This is a genomic window from Mycolicibacterium chubuense (assembly GCF_001044255.1).
GTDB classification, from domain to species: domain Bacteria; phylum Actinomycetota; class Actinomycetes; order Mycobacteriales; family Mycobacteriaceae; genus Mycobacterium; species Mycobacterium chubuense.
In genome coordinates this window covers 35,284-51,826 of sequence record NZ_JYNX01000026.1, presented here as the reverse complement: position 1 = coordinate 51,826, position 16,543 = coordinate 35,284, and the positions used below count along the sequence as shown (strand labels likewise).

At 68.1% G+C, this 16,543-nt stretch carries 20 protein-coding genes; 2 read left to right on the top strand and 18 right to left on the bottom strand.

Translation table 11 applies throughout. From position 1 onward, the window contains the following. Positions 1–13: 13 nt before the first annotated feature. The 13 genes from hypF to MCHUDSM44219_RS07290 form a co-directional block, all read right to left on the bottom strand. Positions 14–2,284 (bottom strand): carbamoyltransferase HypF, encoded by a 2,271-nt coding sequence (gene hypF / locus MCHUDSM44219_RS07345; RefSeq protein WP_048417581.1) that lies wholly within the window; start codon positions 2,282–2,284, stop codon positions 14–16. Then, the gene (locus MCHUDSM44219_RS07340; RefSeq protein ID WP_048417580.1) at positions 2,281–2,535 is read right to left on the bottom strand and encodes a HypC/HybG/HupF family hydrogenase formation chaperone; all 255 of its coding nucleotides are present in this window, start codon (positions 2,533–2,535) and stop codon (positions 2,281–2,283) included. The genes hypF and MCHUDSM44219_RS07340 overlap by 4 nt, the downstream gene beginning before the upstream one ends. A 4-nt stretch (positions 2,536–2,539) precedes the next feature. Continuing rightward, a complete protein-coding gene (locus MCHUDSM44219_RS07335; protein ID WP_048417579.1) occupies positions 2,540–3,028 on the bottom strand; it encodes a hydrogenase maturation protease in 489 nt (162 codons plus the stop codon). After that, positions 3,025–3,144, bottom strand: a complete 120-nt coding sequence (locus MCHUDSM44219_RS31690) for a DUF6893 family small protein (protein ID WP_109777625.1) — start codon at positions 3,142–3,144, stop codon at positions 3,025–3,027. The genes MCHUDSM44219_RS07335 and MCHUDSM44219_RS31690 overlap by 4 nt, the downstream gene beginning before the upstream one ends. Continuing rightward, complete coding sequence (locus MCHUDSM44219_RS07330) at positions 3,135–4,472, bottom strand: hypothetical protein (protein WP_048417578.1); 1,338 nt, start codon at positions 4,470–4,472, stop codon at positions 3,135–3,137. Before MCHUDSM44219_RS07330 ends, MCHUDSM44219_RS31690 begins: the two co-directional genes overlap by 10 nt. Next, a complete protein-coding gene (locus MCHUDSM44219_RS07325) occupies positions 4,469–5,107 on the bottom strand; it encodes a DUF6084 family protein (RefSeq protein ID WP_048417577.1) in 639 nt (212 codons plus the stop codon). Before MCHUDSM44219_RS07325 ends, MCHUDSM44219_RS07330 begins: the two co-directional genes overlap by 4 nt. Beyond that, positions 5,104–5,748: a DUF5947 family protein gene (locus tag MCHUDSM44219_RS07320; RefSeq protein ID WP_048417576.1), complete on the bottom strand. Its 645-nt coding sequence runs from the start codon at positions 5,746–5,748 to the stop codon at positions 5,104–5,106. The genes MCHUDSM44219_RS07325 and MCHUDSM44219_RS07320 overlap by 4 nt, the downstream gene beginning before the upstream one ends. Next, a complete protein-coding gene (locus MCHUDSM44219_RS07315; protein ID WP_048417575.1) occupies positions 5,748–6,638 on the bottom strand; it encodes a NifU family protein in 891 nt (296 codons plus the stop codon). The genes MCHUDSM44219_RS07320 and MCHUDSM44219_RS07315 overlap by 1 nt, the downstream gene beginning before the upstream one ends. Positions 6,639–6,641: 3 nt before the next feature. Beyond that, positions 6,642–8,438, bottom strand: a complete 1,797-nt coding sequence (locus tag MCHUDSM44219_RS07310; protein ID WP_048417574.1) for a nickel-dependent hydrogenase large subunit — start codon at positions 8,436–8,438, stop codon at positions 6,642–6,644. Between the two features lie 92 nt (positions 8,439–8,530). Further along, positions 8,531–9,586 carry an NADH-quinone oxidoreductase subunit B family protein gene (locus tag MCHUDSM44219_RS07305; RefSeq protein ID WP_048417573.1) on the bottom strand — a complete coding sequence of 352 codons (1,056 nt, stop codon included), beginning with the start codon at positions 9,584–9,586 and terminating at the stop codon, positions 8,531–8,533. An 85-nt stretch (positions 9,587–9,671) separates the two neighbouring features. Next, positions 9,672–10,454 carry a hydrogenase nickel incorporation protein HypB gene (gene hypB / locus MCHUDSM44219_RS07300; protein ID WP_048417572.1) on the bottom strand — a complete coding sequence of 261 codons (783 nt, stop codon included), beginning with the start codon at positions 10,452–10,454 and terminating at the stop codon, positions 9,672–9,674. A gap of 2 nt (positions 10,455–10,456) precedes the next feature. Continuing rightward, the gene (locus MCHUDSM44219_RS07295; protein ID WP_048417571.1) at positions 10,457–10,786 is read right to left on the bottom strand and encodes a hydrogenase maturation nickel metallochaperone HypA/HybF; all 330 of its coding nucleotides are present in this window, start codon (positions 10,784–10,786) and stop codon (positions 10,457–10,459) included. A 65-nt stretch (positions 10,787–10,851) separates the two neighbouring features. Continuing rightward, positions 10,852–11,751 (bottom strand): alpha/beta hydrolase, encoded by a 900-nt coding sequence (locus MCHUDSM44219_RS07290; protein WP_048417570.1) that lies wholly within the window; start codon positions 11,749–11,751, stop codon positions 10,852–10,854. Positions 11,752–11,908: 157 nt separating this feature from the next. On the opposite strand from MCHUDSM44219_RS07290, the gene recA reads away from it, so the two are divergent. Next, positions 11,909–12,952, top strand: coding sequence for a recombinase RecA (gene recA, locus MCHUDSM44219_RS07285; RefSeq protein WP_048417569.1), 1,044 nt, complete (start codon positions 11,909–11,911; stop codon positions 12,950–12,952). Further along, entirely contained in the window at positions 12,918–13,448 is a 531-nt protein-coding gene (gene recX / locus MCHUDSM44219_RS07280) for a recombination regulator RecX (RefSeq protein ID WP_048417568.1), read from the top strand. Before recA ends, recX begins: the two co-directional genes overlap by 35 nt. Here recX and MCHUDSM44219_RS07275 read toward each other — a convergent pair. From MCHUDSM44219_RS07275 to MCHUDSM44219_RS07255, 5 genes are read right to left on the bottom strand one after another with little or no spacing between them, the layout of a single operon-like run. Further along, a complete protein-coding gene (locus tag MCHUDSM44219_RS07275) occupies positions 13,445–13,693 on the bottom strand; it encodes a hypothetical protein (protein ID WP_048417567.1) in 249 nt (82 codons plus the stop codon). The two genes, recX and MCHUDSM44219_RS07275, sit on opposite strands and share 4 nt — an antisense overlap. After that, a complete protein-coding gene (locus tag MCHUDSM44219_RS07270) occupies positions 13,690–14,106 on the bottom strand; it encodes a DUF1622 domain-containing protein (RefSeq protein WP_048417598.1) in 417 nt (138 codons plus the stop codon). The genes MCHUDSM44219_RS07275 and MCHUDSM44219_RS07270 overlap by 4 nt, the downstream gene beginning before the upstream one ends. Positions 14,107–14,117: 11 nt before the next feature. Further along, the gene (locus MCHUDSM44219_RS07265) at positions 14,118–14,996 is read right to left on the bottom strand and encodes an amino acid ABC transporter permease (protein WP_048417566.1); all 879 of its coding nucleotides are present in this window, start codon (positions 14,994–14,996) and stop codon (positions 14,118–14,120) included. A gap of 19 nt (positions 14,997–15,015) precedes the next feature. Next, positions 15,016–15,696 (bottom strand): amino acid ABC transporter permease, encoded by a 681-nt coding sequence (locus tag MCHUDSM44219_RS07260; RefSeq protein ID WP_048417565.1) that lies wholly within the window; start codon positions 15,694–15,696, stop codon positions 15,016–15,018. Positions 15,697–15,711: 15 nt separating this feature from the next. Continuing rightward, on the bottom strand, positions 15,712–16,542 hold the full coding sequence (locus tag MCHUDSM44219_RS07255; RefSeq protein ID WP_048417564.1) for a glutamate ABC transporter substrate-binding protein: 831 nt from the start codon (positions 16,540–16,542) through the stop codon (positions 15,712–15,714). Between the last annotated feature and the right edge of the window lies 1 nt (position 16,543).

Sequence of the window (16,543 nt, the reverse complement as noted above, 5' to 3'; positions counted from 1 at the left end):
TTCGCCCTCCCTTCTAGACGGCATTCCCCACGATCAGCTGTCCCAGTGCGATGCCTCCGTCGTTGGGCGGCACGTGGCGGTGGGTCAGGACATCGAATCCCTGTTCTTCCAACGATATTCGGGCCATTCGAAGCAGGAGGGCGTTCTGGAACACGCCCCCGGAGAGGGCCACCGCGGGCCCGCGATTCTCGACCGCGAGGTCGAGGATCAGCGTCGCGACGGCGCGGTGGAAACGGGAGCCGACCAGGCCGGGCGCGACGCCGGCGCGGAGGTCGGCGATGACCCCGGCCAGGACGGGGGTGGGGTCGATCTCCGCGGTGGGATCCCGGTGCTCGACGGTGAACCTGTAGCCGGTGGCGCCGCAGTCGTGTTCGCGGGAAAGCCCCTCGAGCTCGATTGCCGCCTGCGCCTCGTAGTCGACGACCTGACGGACCCCGGTCAGCGCCGCGACGGCGTCGAACAGCCTGCCCATGCTCGACGTCGGGGCGCACCCGAGGCCGGTGCGGAGTTGGTGCCGCAGCACCCGCTGTTCGTCGGCCGGGCATGCGCGCACCGGGGCCAGGTCGGCCGCCCAGGCCAGCCCGGCGGCCCACAGATGTGCGAGCGCCATCCGGTACGGGCGCATCACGCTGATGTCGCCGCCCGCCAGCGGCACGTAACGCAGCGCGGCCAGCCGCCGGTAGCCCTTGTAGTCGGCCAGTAGCACCTCACCGCCCCAGACCGCGCCGTCGGGGCCGTAACCCGTTCCGTCGAAGGCGAATCCGAGCACGGGCAGAGAGCCGTCCAGGCCGTGTTCGGCCATCACCGCGGCGATGTGCGCGTGGTGGTGCTGCACGCTGCGCACCGGCCGGCCCATCGCGTTGCGGTGCGCCCAAGCCCTCGAGCGGTACAGCGGGTGCGCGTCGGCGACGAGCACTTCTGGTTCGACCGCAGTGAGCCGCCTCAGGTGCTGCTGGGCGGAGTCGAAGGCGGACAGCGTGGCCAGGTCGTCCATGTCGCCGATGTGCTGGCTCAGCCACGCGTACCGCCCATCGGCGACGGCCATGGTGTTCTTCAGATCAGCGCCCACCGCGAGTGTCGGGGGCACCGCAACCGGCAACGCGATCGGCAGTGGCGCGTATCCGCGCGAGCGCCGGACCGGCGTGTCGGCGCGCATCACCGAGTCGTCGCACGGCACCAGGATGGCCCGGTCGTGCGTCAGCCACCCGTCGGCCAGCGGCGACAGCCGGTCGAAGGCGTCGTCGTCGGTGTAGCAGATGGGTTCGCCGCCGAGATTCCCCGACGTCATCACCAGGACCTGTGGCCCGGGTTCGTCCTCGTCGAGCCCGAACAACAGCGCATGCACCGGCGAGTAGGCCAGCAGGACGCCGAGGTCGGGGTTGTGCGGCGCCACGGCATCGGCGACCGCGGCACCGGTACGCCTGGGCATCAGCACGATCGGCCGGGCGGGACCGGTCAACAGCACGGCTGACGCGGGGTCGACGTGGGCGATGGCGTGCGCGGTCGACAGGTCGGGGACCATCACTGCGAACGGTTTGTCGCCGCGGCGTTTTCGGGACCGCAGCCCGGCCACCGCTGCGCCGTCGGCGGCGTCGCAGGCGAGGTGGAAGCCGCCGACCCCTTTGACCGCCAGTACACCGCCGTCGCGCAGGAGCCGTCGGGCGGCGCGTAACCCTGCTTCGCCGGCGGTGGCCCGACCGCCGCGGTCCCGGAAGCGCAGTGTCGGTCCGCACCCCGGGCAGCAGACGGGCTGAGCGTGGAATCGGCGGTCGGTGGGGTCGGCGTACTCCCGTGCGCACTCGGCGCACATCGGGAAGTCGGCCATCGACGTCGACGATCGGTCGTACGGCAGGGACGCGATGATCGTGAATCGCGGACCGCAGTTGGTGCAGTTGATGAAGGGGTGCCGGAACCGCCGGTTGCGCGGGTCGCGCAGCTCGGCTGCGCAGTCGGCGCACATCGCGACATCCGGGGACGCGAGCGTGCGGCCGCCCTCGGTGTGCGAGGTGTCGGCGATCGTGAAGCCGGTGCCACCGACAAGCGGAACGGGCTGTACAACCACGGATTCGAGGACAGCCAAAGGTGGTGGATGGTCGCGCAGCCGCGCGAGGAAGCGGTCGATGTCTGCGGCCGCGCCCTCGAGCTCGACGATGGCGCCGGTGCTGTCATTGCGCACCGAGCCGGACAGCCCCAGCAGAACGGCCTGCGTGTAAACGAAAGGCCGGAACCCGACGCCCTGCACCACGCCGCGCACACAGACGCGAACGCGGCGGCGGCCGGTCATGGTGGATCCCCGCTGCCGTGACCCCGGCCCATCAGCTCCAGCCCGGCCATGGCCGCGTCCGCGCCGGCCTTGTCGGTCTTCTCGACCACGAAACCCATGTGGATGATCACCCAGTCGCCGGGCGCGAAGTGCTCGTCGGGCAACATGCCGACATTCACCTTGCGGCGCTCCCCGGCCACATCGACGAGCGCCAGCTGGTCACCGTAGCCGTCCAGCATCCCGACGACCTGTCCGGGAATTCCCAGGCACATGGTCTCAGCCCCTTCCCGCCGCGGAACGCGTGAGCAGATCGGTCAGAAGGTCCTCGACGGCTTGTGCCGCGGTCGGCACCGCAGCCGCGACGGCGTCGGAGAGACCGATGCCCTCCTCGACTGCCTCGGCCTCACAGCCGATCACGATCGTGCGGGGCGGCGTGCCGCCGAGTGCCGCGAGGCTGGCGAACACCGCGCCCGGGTCCATGGCATGCGCATCGAGACCGGCGCTCACGGCGAGACTTTCGTGGTCGGCCTCGAACACGTGCACCGTCCCGGGCGCGCCGCGGCTGGGCACGGCGTCGACGAGCACCAGTGCCGACCAGCCGTCGAGCAGGTCGTAGGCCAGATGCATGCCCCTGATGCCGTAGTCCGTGAGCCGAACACACGGTCCGGCGAGCCGCGCCGGGATGTGCCGCATGACCTCGGGGCCGAAGCCGTCGTCCCCGAGGAAGATGTTGCCGATCCCGGCCACCAGGATCCTCGGGGTCACATGCGGCGCATCTTCAGGTAGCGCTGCACGTCGGGAACCGATCGCACCCCGATCACCACTCCTGCGAGGATCACGGCGGCCACCACGCCGACGGCAATCCAGCCGACTACTTCCATTTCGGACTCCTTTCGATGAGCGGTTCGACCTCGTCGGGGGCGAAGTACAGGCAGCGGCCGTACCAGTCGTGCAGCTCGGCCGCCGGATCGTCCTCGAGGACGACGCCGATGTGCTGACCGCCGTCCACATCGCCGTGCACAGACGCCACGCGCGCGATCCTGTCGGCGTAGAACAGGTCCTGGGCGTCGGCCCGGCGGCAGGGGTGCAGCCGCACCCGGCTGCCCCGCGCCACCCTGGTGCCGTTCACCAGGACCGCGTCGAGCTCGGGGCGAACGGCGTTGTCGGCCTCGGGATCCCACCAGTCGACGTCCGGCGGGATCTCGGGGAGCAGCGCCGGGCCGGGTGCGGCGGCGTGCGGATTGCGCAGTACGCCGTGCAGATCGAGCATCGCTTCCGGGGACATCGAATCGCAGCGGTCGATGATCTGGGCGGCCAACGGGTCGGTGGCGCGGGCCTGGGCCTTCTCCTCCTCGGTCATGGTCATGATGCGCAACGTCAGGATCTCGTCGATCTCGGTCGAGTCGTACAGTGCGCCCTTGCTCTGTTCGGCGATCTCGGGATGGTCGTACAGGATGATCGGCGAGACCAGAACCAGGTCGTGATCGCCGGGCGGCCCGGCCAACACGGGGAAACAGCGATGCTGACGACATCGTCCCGCTGCGCCGACGGCGGCGCCGGGTGGCTCGAGCAGCGAGACGAATTCGCCGCCGCTGACCTCCAGCAGTAGGTGGGTGCCGATCAGGGAGGTCGCGATCGCCTCGTTCTTGTCGGCTGCGGGCGACGAGGTGTTGCGCACCTCCAGCGTCAGCCGCAGCAGCCCGTCGTCCGGCTCGGCCGCGATCGAGAGGCGGCCACGCAGGTCACGACGGCCGCGCACCAGCCTGCCGCCATCGACGGTCTCGAGGTCGGTGCCGGCGGGGACTGCGATGTCCACCGCGAGCGGCAGCGCCGAGACAGGGGCGGCATCCACGGCGATCTCGCACTCGATCGCCTCGTCCCAGCTCAACCACCTGTCCGGACCTGCCCGTAGCTCGTCGACCTTCTCGTAGCGACCGCCACCGAGGTCGCGTTCGACCCCGCGGTGCTGCAGTTGCAGGAACCGAACGACGCCGGACACCGACGGCGCGCCGAGCGGCCGGACGAGAACCTGCGTGCACAGTGACGCGTTCTCGCCGATACCGGATTCCTCGGCACCGGGCGGGCCGAGGACGCCGAACTGCCAGCGCGACTGGTTCTTCCCGGACGTGGCACGGTACGGGTAGAGCAGGTAACCCTCGTAGAGCACCGCGTCGGCGACCGCGCGGGCCCGGTCCCATCCGCTGCTCATCGCAGTTCCCTGGCCGCGGCCAGCAGTTCGGAGATCGCCTCGTCGAAGTCGAGCAGTCCACGGGCCGATCGGTAGGCGGCCAGCGCGTCGATGGTGTCACGGGGCAGGCGCAGCCAACCGGTGTTGGGATAGTGCAGCCGGATGAGATCGCGCCACACCGACACCGGCATGTCGTAGCGTTCCTCTCGGTCCCACGGCACCTGCTGGACTCCGAAACCGCGACTGCCGTGGACGAAAACGGTTCCACTGAAGAGGAATTGCAGAGGAATGGCGCCCGTGTCGAGCGCCAGCAGATACTTGGCAGCCTTGACCTCGAAGTCGTAGGTGCACTCGAGCGGCAGCTGGACCTCCGTCGTCCCGGTGAACCCCGGCACCGTGACCGAGGTGTGCTGCCACAGGAATGTGTGCTGCGTTGCCGACCACCGGTCGCGAGGTCCGAACAGGTCGAGAAGTCCGGTCGCTTCGTCGTCGGAATAGCTGCGCCGCAACGGTTCGATCCTGACCTGGCACCGCAAGGCGATCGCGTGGATCGGCTCGTCACCGGTCGCCGCGGTGGCGATTCGGGCTGTCAACATCGGGGTCACGGCGTAGGGCTCGGGTGCGATGTCGACGACGGTGAAGTCGAGTTCGGTCATGTCCGCTGCACCGTCCGGGCGCGTGCGTCGAGAAGCTCGAAGAACTGGTGGACGTAGTCGTGTGCCTCCTGGCCACCGTCGAATCCGCGCCACAGGATGCGCAGCCGGCCGACGAACTCATAGCAGGCGTCGATCGGCACGAGGTAGCCCCGCGGCGCGGCGTCCTCGGTGTCGGGCGCGCGCACCAGGAGGGCTTCGGTGTCGGCGGCGAGGCTGTCGACCCGGTGATCGGCGGCACGGATGTCGTTCCACGCCTGCAGGTCCAGTTCCGACTCGGTGGCGCCCGCGGGACCCGGGTAGAAGGCCACGGTGCGCCCGAGCGAGGAGTTGCAGAAGAAGAACGCCAGCCCGACGGGGATCTGCAAGGCCTCCCACGCGCGACGGTCCATCGCGAAATCCGGGAACGCGAGGTAGCGGTCCGGCACCGCCCGGTACCGCAACTGCGCAGTGGTGTCGGTGAACAGCAGGTAGCAGCCACGACAGACGCACATCAGCTGCCGGACCTCGACATCGACCACGTGCTGGTGCTCGTCGGCGACCGGCTCCGAGCACATCTCGCAGCGCTCGCCCGCGGGCGCGGGTGCATTGCGGCCGGCGCGGATGCGCGTCAACACGGTCGGGACGTTGCCGGCCCCCGGCATCACGCCACCTCCGCGGATGCGGGCACGGCCATCGACAGCACGCCGTCGCGCTCGAGCACCGGTATCGGCTCCAGATGGCCGTCTTCGCCGATCCCGCAGCCGGCGTGGACCACGTCGAACCCGGCACCGCAGCCGGGGCACCGCAGCACGGCACCGGTCAAACGGGCACCGGCCATCGATCCGGTGCACGCGCCACACCGGTCGCGGTAGGCGAACACGGCATCGCCGATGCGGCAGGCCAGAGCGGTCATGCCCGCCACGCGGAAGCCGCCGACCTCGGCGTCGCGCAATTCGGCCAGTGCAGGCACCGGCTGCCAGGTCGAGCGCATTCCGTCGGCGCGCACCCGATTCAGCAGCGCGTCCGCGGGAATCACGCCGGTCGTTGAATCAGGTTCGGCGGCAACCACTTCGATCGTCTCGATCTCCGGGGCGGCCGCCCGCACCGCATCCTGGACCGCGAGTTCGAGCGTCACCGACGAGGACGGACAGCTCTTACAGCTGCCCTGGAACTGGAGGCGCACGACACCGTCGGTCACGCCCAGCAGTGAAACGTCGCCGCCGTGCGAGCCGAGATAGGGCCGCACGGCCTCCAGCGCATCGGCCACCCGCCGCTCGGCGTCATGCGGATGCAGCCCGTGCACCAGCAGCAGGCTGGCGACGAGATCGTCGGCCGCGAAGACCTGCGCGAGTTCCGGTTTCGCGGTCAAGGCCGCCTCGATCATCCGCTCCAGCGCCGCTCCGTAGAGATCCGTCACCTCGCCAACCAGTTGCTCGGCACGCTCCCGCGCGGCCATACCGCCGATTGCGACCGCATCGAGCAGCGTCTGTATCCGATCGCCCGCCGCGCGCCACTTCGCGTCGTCTCGGCTCGGCGGCTTCGGCGGGGCCATGCCCTATTCCCCGGTCACGGACTGGGTGGGGGAGTGCAGCAGGTTCAGGTGCTTCCCCTCGCCCAGGTACATGTGCACCCCACACGGCAGGCACGGATCGAAGCTGCGCACCGTCCTCATGACATCGATACCCTTGAAATGCTCCCTGTCGTTCTCCTCGAAGATCGGCTGGCCCTGCACCGCATCCTCGTAAGGCCCTGGCGTCCCATAGCTGTCACGTGGGTTGGCGTTCCACGGTGTCGGCGGATACGGGTGATAGTTCGCGATCTTGCCGTCGCGGATCACCATGTGGTGGGACAGCACGCCGCGCACCGCCTCGGTGAACCCGCAGCCGATGCCCTCGTCGGGCACCTCGAACTTCTCCCAGGTCTTGGTGCGTCCGGCACGGATCTCCACGAGTGCCTTTTCGGCGAAGTGCAGAGCGCATGCGGCGGCGTAGGCCTGGAAGTACGTCCGGGCGCGGTTGCGTTCGAGGGTGTTGCTGCCGTACCCCGGGATCCTCCACTCCAGTTCGACGGGTCCTTTCAGCGCCGTCTTCGGCAGGTTGATGCGCACGCTGGAACCGGTGGCCTTGACGTAGCCGATGTCCACCAGGCCGGCCAGCGCCGTCGACCACAGCCGGGCCAGCGGGCCGCCCCCGGTGTCCAGTGCCAGGTGGTCTTTGCCGTCGAACCATCGCGGTGACATCACCCAGCTGTAGTTGCCGTCGAAATCCCGCTTCTGCGGCTTGGGGTTGGTGTGCTGGTTCCACGGATGACGCCGATCGATCGGATTCCCCAGCGGATCGGTCTTGACGAACATCTCCTGGTCGGACCAGTCGTCGTAATAGCTGTGGCCCAACAGGATTCGGATACCGAGGTTGATGTCTACCAGTGAATGGGTGTGCAGTCTGCCGTCGATGACCACGCCGGGGGTGACGAACATGGCGTTGCCCCAGCGCTCCATGTCCTTGTATGCGAAGTTGCACACTTCGGGGTCCTGGAACGAGCCCCAGCAGCCGAGCAGGGTTCGCCGCAGGCCCACCTGGTCGTAGCCGGGCAGCGCCTCGTAGAAGAAGTCGAAGAGGTCATCGTGCATCGGTACGACTTTCTTCATGAACTCCACGTAGCGCATCAGCCGCGTCATGTAGTCGGTCATCAGCTGGATGGTGGCGGTGGTGCCGATACCGCCGGGATACAGCGTCGAGGGATGCACGTGCCGGCCTTCCATCAGGCAGAACATCTCCCGGGTCCACCTGCTCACCTGGAGCGCCTCGCGGTAGAAGTCGCCGGTGAACGGGTTGAGTGCCCTCATGATGTCGGCGATCGTGCGGTAGCCGTGGGCGTCGGCCTGCGGAGACTGGGTGTTCTCGGCCTTGGCGAGCACGCTGGGGTTGGTTTCGGCCACCATCTTCTCGCAGTAGTCGACCCCCACCAGGTTCTCCTGAAAGATGTTGTGGTCGAACATGTATTCGGCGGCCTCGCCGAGGTTGATCAGCCACTCACCCAGATGCGGCGGCTGCACGCCGTACGCCATGTTCTGGCAGTAGCACGAGCAGGTGGCGTGATTGTCCCCGCAGATACCGCAGATGCGGCTGGTGATGAAGTGCGCGTCTCTGGGGTCCTTGCCCTTCATGAAGATCGAGTAGCCGCGGAAGATCGACGAGGTGCTGTGGCACTCGACGACTTCCCGATTCTCGAAATCGATCTTGGTGTATATGCCGAGGCTGCCGACGATTCGGGTGATCGGGTCCCAGGCCATCTCCACCAGTTGGCCGGGGTCGCGCTTGACGTGGGACGGCTCGGGGATGATCGTTGTCATCGGACTTCTTCTTCCTGTGTGATACGCAGCGGTGCAGCGCTTTTCAACGATGCTGCACACGCGGCCCGGAAGACGCGAACAGCGACGGGCACCTACCAGGTGCGCGTCGCTCCCGTCTCGAGCCGCGTGCCGGGATGGCGCCACCTGGGTTCTTTGTCGAGCGTGCGACCCGTGACGTGGCGCAGACTGCGGATCACCGAGCCGTACAGTCCGGACGCGCCGCTCGAGAGCTTGCCGCCTGGCGGTTCGTCCATGAACGGCATGAACTTGTCGGGGAAGCCCGGCATGGTGCATCCGATGCAGATGCCGCCGACGTTCGGGCAACCGCCGACGCCGTTGATCCAGCCGCGTTTGGGCACGTTGCACTTGACGACAGGACCCCAGCAGCCAAGCTTGACAATGCATTTCGGGGACCCGTACTCGGTGGCGAAATCGCCCTGCTCGTAGTAGCCGGCCCGGTCGCACCCCTCGTGCACGGTCGCGCCGAACAGCCATGTGGGCCGCAGGGCATCGTCCAGCGGGATCATCGGGGCCTGGTCGGTGGCCATGTACAACAGGTACGTCAACGTCTCCGACAGGTTGTCCGGATGGATCGGGCAGCCGGGCACGCACACGATCGGGATGCCCGCCTTGGTCTTCCAGTCCCATCCGAGATAGTCGGGCACCCCCATGGCGCCCGTCGGGTTGCCCGCCATCGCGTGGATGCCGCCGTAGGTGGCACACGTCCCCACCGCCACCACCGCGGTTGCCTTGGGCGCGAGGCGATCCAGCCATTCGCTGGTGGTCATCGGCTGGCCGGTTGCCGGGTCGTTGCCGAACCCGCACCAGTACCCCTCGTTCTTGATCTTCTCGTTCGGGATCGACCCCTCGACGACCAACACGAACGGTTCCAATTCGCCTCTGTCCGCTTTGAAGAACCATTCGAGGAAGTCGTCGGCGCCCCCGTTCGGTCCGCACTCGAAGTCGATCAGTGGCCAGTGGACGGCGATCTTGGGCAGGCCGGGAAGCGCGCCGAGAGCGATCTCCTCGATGCTGGGTTGAGTGGCGGCAGTCAACGCCACTGAATCGCCGTCACAACTCAAACCGGCGTTGATCCATAGAACGTGGATCAGTGCCTCTTCCGCTTTGACTGCTGCCTCGAGGGGCATGTGTCACAGCTTTCCGGGGCCGGGCTGGGACCCCTGCAGCGTCGGAGTCGACCTTCGGCCCACTTGCACGCCGCTGAATCTCGGTTTACTCCCGTGGATATCCGTTGTCAACGGATAGTCGTTGCTGGATCTCGATCCAGCGATACCATTCCGCGACCCCCTGGCCGGTCGTCGCTGACACCGTCACGATGGTGACGCCGGGGTTGACCGAGCGTGCGTAGCCTGCGCATCGGTCGACGTCGAAGTCGACATAGGGGAGCAGGTCGGACTTGTTGATGACTACCAGGCCCGCGGCGGCGAACATGTGCGGATACTTCAGCGGTTTGTCGGCGCCCTCGGTCACCGAGATGATCACGACCTTCGTCAGCTCCCCGAGGTCGAACATGGCGGGGCAGACGAGGTTACCCACGTTCTCGATGAACAGCAGCGAATTCTCCGGCGGATTCAGTGCCTTGATCGCCTCACCGACCATCTGCGCGTCGAGGTGGCAGCCGGCCCCGGTGTTGATCTGCACGGCGGGCACCCCGGTGGCCCGGATGCGTTCGGCGTCGAGCAGCGTCTCCTGATCGCCCTCGATGACGGTCACCGGACTGGTTCTCAGCTCACGGACGGTCCGCTCCAGCAGCGTGGTCTTTCCGGCGCCGGGAGAGCTGGTGAGGTTCAGCGCGACGATCCGGCGTTGCGCCAGCCAGCGACGGTTCTGCTCGGCAAGCGCGTCATTCTTGGCCAGCACGCGGTGTTCGAGCTCGACGGTGTGGGCGTGCGCGTGGTCGTGGGTTTGGTCGTGGTCGTGGTCGTGGTGGGGTGGTGCGGCGCCGGGGACGGTGATGGTCGGTCCGTCGGCGCCGCACCCGCAGGTTGCGCACATGGTCAGCTCACTTCCATCGATCGAATGCGGATGTCGTGGCCGGCCGTCACCTCGACGTCGGCGCTGCCACACGGGCAGAGCAGGATGAAGTCCTGCAGGACGACGCTGTCGCCGCAGGCGCGGCAGCGGCCGGCTCCTGGTCGCATGTCGATGTCGAGGGACGCACCTTCGGCCACGGTGCCTTCGGTGGCGAGCTCGAAGCAGAACTCCATGGAGTCGGGGACCACTGCGCACAACGCCCCGACCTCCAGCGTGACGCTGTGCACGCGCCGACCGGCGGCGTGCTCACACACGGCATCGACGACACTCTGGGTGATCGCCATCTCGTGCATGAGAGTCCGTTCCGTGGCGGATCACCCCACGATAGGACTCTCGCGCGCGGCGCGTCCAGGACCGGCTAGGCGGCGACGTCGGCGAACACCCGGCGCAGGAACGCCAGCTGGTCGGCCTTGACCTGCGGGTCGCGGTAGATGTCGAAATGGCCGTAGGGGTAGCGGCGCAACTCCCCGCGCGGTGCGCGCTGCGCCGCCGCGATCGTCGGTCCCGGGGGTGTGACGGCGTCGTTCTCGCACACGCAGACCAGCAGTGGCATGGCCAGCCGCCCGGTGACGATGCCGGGCCGGTAGAAGCCCAGGCGCAGTGCGACGCGAGCGCTGAATTCATTGCGCCACAACGATTTCGGGCCGACGATCGCCTCGAATCCGGGTTTGGCGTCGGGGGAGGTCATCGCGGCGACAGTGCCCGGGTCGCCGACGGCGGCCATCAGGTGGGGCGGCCGCCCGCGCCAGGCGCCGATCTGGTCCCGCAGTCCCGCGGCCAGCCCCTTCGGGACGAACGACAGCGGTTGGGCGCGCAACGTCGCGATCCCGTCGGTGAACGGCGCCTGGGAGATCACCGCCGCGATCCGCGGATCCTCGGCCGCCACGGCCAACACGTGCCCGCCGCTGAACGACGAGCCCCAGACCACGATGCGATCGGGATCGACGCCGTCGAGGTGGCGGGCCCACTCCACGACGGTGTGGTAGTCGGCGTGCTGCATGGCGATGTCGAGCAGCTGCCGCGGTGTCCCGGTCGAGGCGCCGAAACCGCGGTAGTCGAACACGACCACGACATATCCGGCCTCGCAGAAGGCCTCGGCGTAGGCGGGCAGCCCGTCGTCGCGGGTGGCGGTGAACCCATGGGCCATCACGATGCACGGCCTGCCGGTGCCGGTCGGACCGGGCCCGTCGGGTACGTAGAGGTACGCGGCGATCTGGTCGGGGCCGGCCGGGATGCGGACGTCTCGTGGCGTGGTCATGGCCGAAACGCTAGCCCGTCGGCGTGTCCACTTGAATCGAACACCTGTTCGTCTACTGTGGGTGGAGTTCGCCCCCGCGACTTGTCGGTGCCCTGGCCTAGCGTCACGGCCAACCGACCGAGAACCGGTCGACAACGACTACCCGGAGAGGTACATCATGGCGCAGCAAGCCCCTGATCGCGAGAAGGCCCTGGAACTGGCACTCGCCCAGATCGACAAGAACTTCGGCAAGGGCTCGGTGATGCGACTCGGCGACGAGGTGCGCCAGCCCATCTCGGTCATCCCGACCGGCTCGATCGCTCTCGACGTCGCGCTCGGCATCGGTGGGTTGCCGCGCGGCCGCGTCGTCGAGATCTACGGCCCGGAATCCTCGGGTAAGACCACCGTCGCCCTGCACGCGGTGGCCAATGCCCAGGCCGCCGGCGGTATCGCGGCGTTCATCGACGCCGAGCACGCGCTGGACCCGGATTACGCCAAGAAGCTCGGCGTCGACACCGATGCGCTGCTGGTCAGCCAGCCCGACACCGGTGAGCAGGCACTTGAGATCGCCGACATGCTGGTGCGGTCCGGCGCCATCGACCTCATCGTCATCGACTCGGTCGCCGCGCTGGTGCCCCGTGCCGAGATCGAGGGCGAGATGGGGGACAGTCACGTCGGTCTGCAGGCCCGCCTGATGAGCCAGGCGCTGCGGAAGATGACCGGTGCGCTGAACAACTCGGGCACCACCGCGATCTTCATCAATCAGCTGCGCGAGAAGATCGGCGTGATGTTCGGTTCGCCCGAGACCACCACGGGCGGTAAGGCGTTGAAGTTCTACGCCTCGGTGCGTCTGGATGTGCGGCGGATCGAGACGCTCAAGGACGGCACCGACGCCGTGGGCAACCGCACGCGCGTCAAGGTCGTCAAGAACAAGGTGTCCCCGCCGTTCAAGCAGGCAGAGTTCGACATCCTCTACGGCAAGGGCATCAGCAAGGAAGGGTCGCTCATCGACATGGGCGTCGAGCACGGCTTCATCCGCAAGTCCGGCTCCTGGTTCACCTACGAGGGGGAGCAGCTGGGGCAGGGCAAAGAGAACGCCCGCAACTTCCTGCTCGAGAACGTCGACGCCGCCAACGAGATCGAGAAGAAGATCAAGGAGAAGCTCGGTATCGGCGCCGTCGTGACGGATGACGATGTCCTCCCCGCTCCCGTCGACTTCTGATCGTGCCGAGCAGGCGCGGGCCCTGTGCCTGCGCCTGCTCACTGCGCGGGCCCGAACGCGCTCGGAGCTGGAAGACCGGCTGGCCAAACGCGGCTACCCCGACGAGGTCAGCGCCCAGGTGCTCGACCGGCTCGCGCAGGTCGGGCTGATCGACGACGAGGACTTCGCCGAGCAGTGGGTGCGGTCGCGGCGGCTGCACGCCGGAAAAGGCAAGCGCGCGTTGGCCGCCGAGCTGCGCCACAAGGGCGTCGACAACGAGGTCATCACCGCGGCGCTGGCCGGGATCGACGCGGGCGCCGAACGCACCCGCGCCGAGCAACTGGTCCGCGACAAGCTGCGCCGGGAGAAGCTCGGCGACCCGGGGGACCGGGACGCCGAGAACAAGGTGGCGCGGCGGCTGGTCGGAATGCTCGCACGGCGCGGCTACAGCCAGACGATGGCGCTGGACGTGGTGACCGCCGAACTCGCCAACGAACGGGAGCGGCGCCGCGTCTAGCGTGCCGGGCGCAGATCGACGGTCAGACTGCGGGTGACGAAGCGCCGGACGGCGATCAGCGCGACGACCCCCAGGATCGCCGCCCAGGACAGGTCGACGCTCAACCGCAGCAGTCCGGCCGCGGTGAACAGTTCGATCATCACCCGCAGCGCGGGCAACGGCTGGTGGAAGACGAGCAGCGCGGCGAACCCGAGAACGATGCCCGCGATCGCCAGGCACCAGGACGCGTTGGCGACGACGCTCACGGGACCGACGAGCCGCCGGACGCGGGGCGGGGCGGTTGCCGGAGCGACTCGACCTCACGCTGCTCCTGGGCGATCTCGCGGTTGAGGAAGTAGTTCAGCACCGTACGGATGGCCGCGATCGCCGCCAGCTTGCCGATCTCGGCGAACGACGGTGAGATCGCGGTCCGCAACACGTCGGCGGCGAGCTGGAATTCCAGCCCCAGCACCAGGAAACGGGCGAGGGACAGGCGTACCGCGGAGAACTGGTTGATGTCGCGGCGGGTCAGCGCGGCGGCGAACTTCACGATCGCCACGACGGCGCCGATCATGATCACGACCGCGCCGCACGCCTCGATCAAGCGCACCATGACGTCGACCATCGACCGCAGCGCCGACTCCGGCAGGATGTCGATCGCGACCAGGGAGCTCGTCATCGGCGGTTCGGTCACACGCCGCGGCTGCGGTCGCCCTGGAACTCCAGCGGTTCGGCCTCCATCGGCGCAGGCCCCTTGCGGGAGCGCCTCATCCGGGCCTCCAGCTTGGTCGCCAACCACGACAGCGCGAAGTTCAGACTGATCATCAGCAGCGCGATCACGATCAGCGCCGGGATGTAATTGCCGTACGACGAGCCGACATTGGTGCCTTGGCGCACCAGCTCGACGAACGTGATCTGGTAACCCAGCGCGGTGTCCTTGAGGACGACGACGACCTGGGAGATCAGCACCGGCAGCATCGACGTGACCGCCTGGGGGAGCAGGATCGACCGCATCGTCTGGCCGGAGGTGAGCCCCAGCGCGGACGCGGCCTCGGCCTGGCCTTTCGGCAGCGCGTGCACGCCCGCGCGCACGATCTCGGCGATCACCGCACCGTTGTACAGCGTCAGCCCGGTGATGACGCCGGCCAGCGCAAGATGCTTCGACGGAAACACGTCGTAGTTGGCGTAGAGGAAGTAGGCGAAGATCATCATGATCAGCACCGGAACCGCGCGGAAGAACTCCACGATCACCGACGACACCCAGCGGATGACGATGTTCCTCGAGAGCCGGCCCACGCCCAGTACGAAGCCCAGCACCAGCGCCAGCGCGATCGACACCGCAGCCGCGGTCAGCGTGCCCTCGATGCCCGGCAGGATGTAGGTCCGCCACAGGTCGCCGGTCAGGAACGGCTCCCACTTCGCGGCGGTCAGCTGTCCCTTGGCTTCCAAGCGGGTGTAGACCAGCCACGCCACCGCGACCACCACGATCACGGTGACCGCCGAGATCACCCGGTTGCGGACCCGCGCCCGCGGGCCCGGCGCGTCGAAGAGAACCGACGACCCCGTCACGGCGCCATCACCTCGCCCCTCATCTGGCCACCGCCAATCGCCGGCCCAGCCATCCGAACAGCAGTCCCAGCGGCAACGTGAGGATCACGAATCCGAACGCGAAGATCGAGCCCACCACCAGCACCGCCGCGGTGTTCTCGATCATCTCCTTCATCAGCAGCGCCGCCTCGGCCACGCCGATCGCCGAGGCGATCGTGGTGTTCTTCGTCAGCGCGATCAGCACCGACCCCAGCGGGATGACGACGGCACGAAAAGCCTGCGGCAGCAACACGATCCGCAGGTTCTGCGAGAACGTCAGCCCCAGCGACCGGGCTGCCTCGGCCTGCCCGAGCGGCACCGTGTTGACCCCGGACCGCACCGTCTCACAGACGAACGACGCCGTGTAGACGGTGAATCCGAGCACCGCCAGCCGGAACCCGCTGTCGGCGATGAACGTCGGTGAGGTCCGGCTGGCCATCGTGATGCCCAGCGTCTGCGCCAGCCCGAACGAGCAGAACAGCACGATCAGGGTCAGCGGTGTGTTGCGCACGATGTTGACGTAGGCGGTGCCGAGCCAGTTCAGCATCGGTACCGGGGCCAGCCGCATCGCGGCCAGCCCCGTGCCCACCACCAGCGCGCCGATCGCCGAATACACCGTCAGCTGGATCGTCGTCCAGAACGCGGCGAAGATCTCGGCGCGGTACTCGGTGAAAATCTCCACTGCGGCGCGGGCCGACTACTTGTCGAGCGGCGGCGGCGCGGGCGCGGTGATGCCCGCCGGGCCGAGGTTCTTGTCGAACGCGGCCTTCCAGGCGCCGCTGTCCTCCATCTTCTTCAGCGCGTCGTTGATCTTGGTCTGCAGCTCGGTGTCGTCCTTCTTCAGGCCGATGCCGTAGCGCTCCTCGGAGAACGGCTCGCCGACGATCTTGAACGCGCCCGGGCTCTGTGCCGCATAGCCGGCGAGGATGACCTCGTCGGTGGTGACGGCGTCCACCGCACCGTTCTTGAGCGCCTCGACGCACGCCGAGTAGGTGTCGTACTGCTGCAGCTGAACCTTCGGGTACTCGTCCTTGATCTTCTGCGCCGGCGTCGAGCCCGACACCGAGCACAGGATCTTGTTGTTCTCCAGCGAGGCCTTGCCGGTGATGTCGTTGTTGTCCGACCGGACCAGCAGGCTCTGGCCGGTGATCAGGTACGGGCCGGCGAAGGAGACCTTCTCCTTGCGCGCGTCGGTGATCGAATAGGTCGCCGCGATGAACGTGACCTGACCGTTCTGGATCAGGTTCTCGCGCTGCGCCGAGGGGGACTCCTTCCATTCGATCTTGTCGGGCGCGTAGCCCAGCTCCCCGGCGACATAGGTGGCCACGTCGACGTCGAAGCCGCTCATCGTGCCGTCGGGATTCTTCATCCCGAGGCCGGGCTGATCGAACTTGGTGCCGATGGTGATCGTGTCGCCACCGCCGCCACCGCCACTGCCCCCGCTGTCGCCACCGCCGCAGGCGGTCGCAGCGAAGGGGAGGGCGACAGCCAGGGCGAGCGCGGCAGCGGCGCGCGAGGAAAGACGCATG